Below are 4,093 nucleotides of genomic sequence, written 5' to 3' on the forward strand. Positions count from 1 at the left end.
GCTCGAGGTAAACTATCTGAGGGCTTTTCTGTCGGAATGGTGCAGGTTCATATACTTTGTCGACGCTCTTAATCGACCCCTATTGAGGTCATTTGCTTTCTATTCATATCTCTTAAGACCATTATCTATAAGTCTTTTTACTGCGTAGCCTACTCCGGATTGGAGGTTTGATTTGGTGATGAATTTGGCATGAGTTTTTAGTTCATCTACTGCGTTTGCCATAGCTACAGGGAAACCTGTCTGCTCTAACATGGGTATGTCGTTTTTTTCGTTGCCTATGGACATGATTTCATCTGCTGTGATGCCAAGTTTTTGTGCCATTTGCCTTACAGCGTGGCCCTTGTTGGCTGTTTTGTTCATAACTTCGATCTGAAATGGTGCAGTTTGGACAGCATAATAATTATCTATGACTTCCTTGGGCATATTTGCCAAAACTTCCCTGATACTTTTAGCAGATCCTAGGATTAAAAACCTTCCAAAGTGCATATCTTTTGGGAAATCTTCATAATTTACAGGACTTAGGGATAGCTTATTTATAAAGGAGCTGGCCTTGGTATAAAAACTTGGATTTTTATGTCTTGTGTAAAAGCCTATATGATCCATGGCGGATACCTCTACATCAAAATCTGCCATAATCTTATCTAGCCTTGCAAGGTCATCTACTGTCTGAAAGGCCCCTGCAATTGGCTCTTTAGTAGCGTTATCTACTATATAAGACCCATTTTGACATACGCTAAAGTGGCCCTCTTGCATAAGGCCAAGCTTTTTTATATATCTTTCCATAGAGTGAAATGGCCTACCAGATGCCAGGGCAATATGGACCCCGAGGTCTCTTGCCCTGTCTATTTCTATTATATTTTTTTTAGTCAATCTCTTAAGTGGAGTGACCAAGGTCCCGTCCACGTCGATGGTAATTAGCTTAATCATACTTATATTATACTATATTATAAATATTATTGGAATATCTATTATTTTCTCACCCTAGTCCAAAAGTCCCAGGTATTCTTCTCTGCCCTTCCTTATTCTCATCGGGTCTTTGAAGAAGTCCTTTTCTAGCCTTACTAAGACCGGAGCGAGTCTTAAGAGGGCGTAGAGGTTTGGAAGGGCCATTAGGCCGTTTAGGATATTGGCTACAGTCCAAGCAAGTTCTAGGTCCATATTTGCTCCTACAAAGACAAAGATGACATATGCAATCCTGTAGTATTTCTTTATTCCTTCTCCTAGAAGGTAGGATATGGCAAGCTCACCATAGTAGGCCCAACCTAAGATGGTTGAAAAGGCAAAAAGGCTTATACCTAGGGACAAGATTAGGCCACCTATAGTTGATGCAGAAGAAAAGGCACTTGCGACCAAAGTCCTTACATCTACTCCTACTGACCTGTCTACTCCAGTAGTTAGGATAACTAGGGCTGTTAGGCTACAGATAACCATGGTGTCTACAAATACTTCAGTCATCCCCCACAAACCCTGGCGAACTGGGTGGTCGGTTGTAGCTGAGGCATGGGCCATTGGCGAAGAACCAAGGCCTGCTTCATTGGTAAATACACCCCTTGCCACACCTGCAGAGATAACCTCTCTTACTGATATACCTGCCACTCCTCCTGCGACACTCATCGGTGAAAAAGCAGTAACAAAAATTGACTGGATGGCCGGGATAAGGTTAGCTCTGTTTAAAAATATTATCCAAACTGATCCTAGGATATAAAAAATTGACATGAAGGGTACGAGTCTTTCTGTAACCTTGGATATGGAAGCAAGGCCCCCGACTATAACTATGCCTGCAAGTACACTTAGGATAAGACCTGTAACTATAGTACTTATACCAAAATTGTCTCTCAAAACACCTGCAATGGCATTTGACTGGGTAGAATTACCTATGCCAAAAACTGCTAGGGATGCAAAAAGAGCAAAGGCTTTGGCAAGTTTTTTGTTTTTTAGGCCATTTTCAATATAGTACATGGGACCACCGACAAAGGAACCCCCACGTTTTTCCCTATAGGCTAAGGCAAGGGTTACTTCAGAAAACTTGGTAGCCATACCAAAAATAGCTGCTATCCACATCCAAAAGATAGCTCCAGGCCCTCCCATGATGATAGCAAGGGAAACACCTACTATATTGCCTGTACCAACTGTAGCAGCGAGGGCTGTAGCTAGGGCAGAAAAGGGCGAAATATCACCATCAGATCCATCAAGTTTGGCAAAGGCCTTACCCAGGGTGTTTCTTAGGGCAAAGCCCAGCTTTCTAAACTGCAGACCCTTAAGTCTTAGACTAATATATATATACCAGTCCCCAAAATACCTACTATAAGGAGCAAACCCCACAAAAAATCATTAAAACTCTCAATAATCTCTCTCATAATTTTTCCTTAAAAGTGTTTTTTTATTATTTTATTCTAATAATTATTAAATACAATGAGATTGTTGTTTTTTCGTCTCGGAAGAAAAAAACAGAACCCCCTGGCTCTGTCTTCTGTTGATTATATAAGTCCTTTTTGGTCTTTTTTTATAAATCTCAATTCTTTCTTATCATCTTCTAGCCTGTCCAGGATTTTTTCTAGGTTTCTTAGACTCTTGGCTACATCAAATTCTCTATATCTCATCCTACTTCTAAGGGTGATATCATCTACTTTCCCATTTACCCTGGCAGGGTCTGCCATCTTAGCTGGTAGTCTTAGACTTCTTGCCAGGCTTTCATCATATAAAAGTAGGTCAGCTTCAAGCCTTAGCATGGCTTGTTGAACCTTGTTTATGCTAGAGTTTAGCTTATCTGTCCTCTTTTTTCTAATAAGGTCTCCGAAGACATTGCCCCTTAGAATAGTTGATGTTGTGTAGGCATATTGGTTATCCATTTGCTTCATAGCCATTTTAACCGCTGCCCTTACCTGTCTTACTTTTCTTATCATTTTATCAGTTTTTGCTATTTTTATGTCTATATCCATGGTTTTATTTTCCATTTTCCCCTCCTGCGGTAGTCTTTTATATTATATACCCATTTTTCCAAATTGACCTTAATTTTATGATTAGTATAATTTATATATAAGTATAGAAATGAGGTTAATATGGCAGAAATACTATTTTATAATACAAAGCACGCAAAAGATTATGATAAATTTAAAGAAATTTGTGCAGCTAACGACGTAAAAATTATCGAAGTAAAAGAAGACCAGGTAGACCATTACGTAGGTTATCTTTTAGGGATGGAAGGTTTTTCTGATGAGAAAAAAACTGACGTAGATAAGGATATTAATATCGATTTTGATTTTATCCTATTTTCTAACTTTGATAATGAAAAAATGTTTAGGGTCATGGATGAACTGAGAGAAAGCGGAGTAAATGTCCAACACAAGGCAGGAACCACCCAAAATAACGTAGGCTGGTCTCTAAGAGAACTCCTAATAGAAAACGACAAGGAAGCAAGAACCATGGGCCTTATCCACAAAATAAACGCCCAACTAGAAAAAGCATCCACCCTCAAGGAAAAATACGGCGAAGACGCCAAAACCAAGGACTTGATAGAAGAAATCAAAGGATTTTTCCAAGACTCATCAATATTTGAAATAGATAAGGCTAAGGATTATTATTTGAAATTGATGGATGAAAACTTGAGAGTTGAAAAAGAAAATGAGGATTAATCCAAGATTAATAGCATTTTTTCTAATATTTGTCATTAACATGACTAGTCAGTTTAAAAGGGAGCTTAAAGGCTCCCTTTTTATCTGAATATAAAACAGATTTTTTCTCTTATCCTAGATAAATTATTTTTTTCTTTGAATCCAAGATTTATCATTATCTTTTTCTTTACATCCAAGATTTATCATTATCTTTTATTGTTTCTTAGTCATTTACATGACTACTCCGTTCAAAGGGGAGCCCTAGGGAACGTTTCGTCGCTCTCGGCCGCTAGGGCAGGATGTTCCCACATCGGGTCCCCTTTAAACCCCCGGCAAGCCCGTCGGCTCGTGGAGACTTACACCCTCCGAGCGACCCCTCTCGGGGGATAATGTGTTTGCCTTCGGCAAACCGTTGATATGGCGGTTTCCCTGTTTATGTTGAACTATATCCAAACCTTTTTGACATTCAGTCGGCTAAAATT

At 39.2% G+C, this 4,093-nt stretch carries 3 protein-coding genes and 1 pseudogene; 1 reads left to right on the forward strand and 3 read right to left on the reverse strand.

Features of this window, described 5'->3' with window-relative positions; genetic code table 11:
• Positions 1-99: 99 nt before the first annotated feature.
• The 3 genes and pseudogenes from Q0410_RS06835 to Q0410_RS06845 form a co-directional block, all read right to left on the reverse strand.
• Positions 100-927: a Cof-type HAD-IIB family hydrolase gene (locus tag Q0410_RS06835; RefSeq protein WP_299034727.1), complete on the reverse strand. Its 828-nt coding sequence runs from the start codon at positions 925-927 to the stop codon at positions 100-102.
• A gap of 54 nt (positions 928-981) precedes the next feature.
• Positions 982-2,357 (reverse strand): annotated as a pseudogene (locus Q0410_RS06840) (alanine/glycine:cation symporter family protein).
• A gap of 120 nt (positions 2,358-2,477) precedes the next feature.
• A complete protein-coding gene (locus Q0410_RS06845) occupies positions 2,478-2,954 on the reverse strand; it encodes a hypothetical protein (RefSeq protein WP_299034730.1) in 477 nt (158 codons plus the stop codon).
• Positions 2,955-3,059: 105 nt separating this feature from the next.
• On the opposite strand from Q0410_RS06845, the gene Q0410_RS06850 reads away from it, so the two are divergent.
• Entirely contained in the window at positions 3,060-3,632 is a 573-nt protein-coding gene (locus Q0410_RS06850) for a DUF3783 domain-containing protein (RefSeq protein ID WP_299034733.1), read from the forward strand.
• Positions 3,633-4,093: the final 461 nt, after the last annotated feature.

This window comes from uncultured Anaerococcus sp., from assembly GCF_937934665.1.
Classification (GTDB): domain Bacteria; phylum Bacillota; class Clostridia; order Tissierellales; family Peptoniphilaceae; genus Anaerococcus.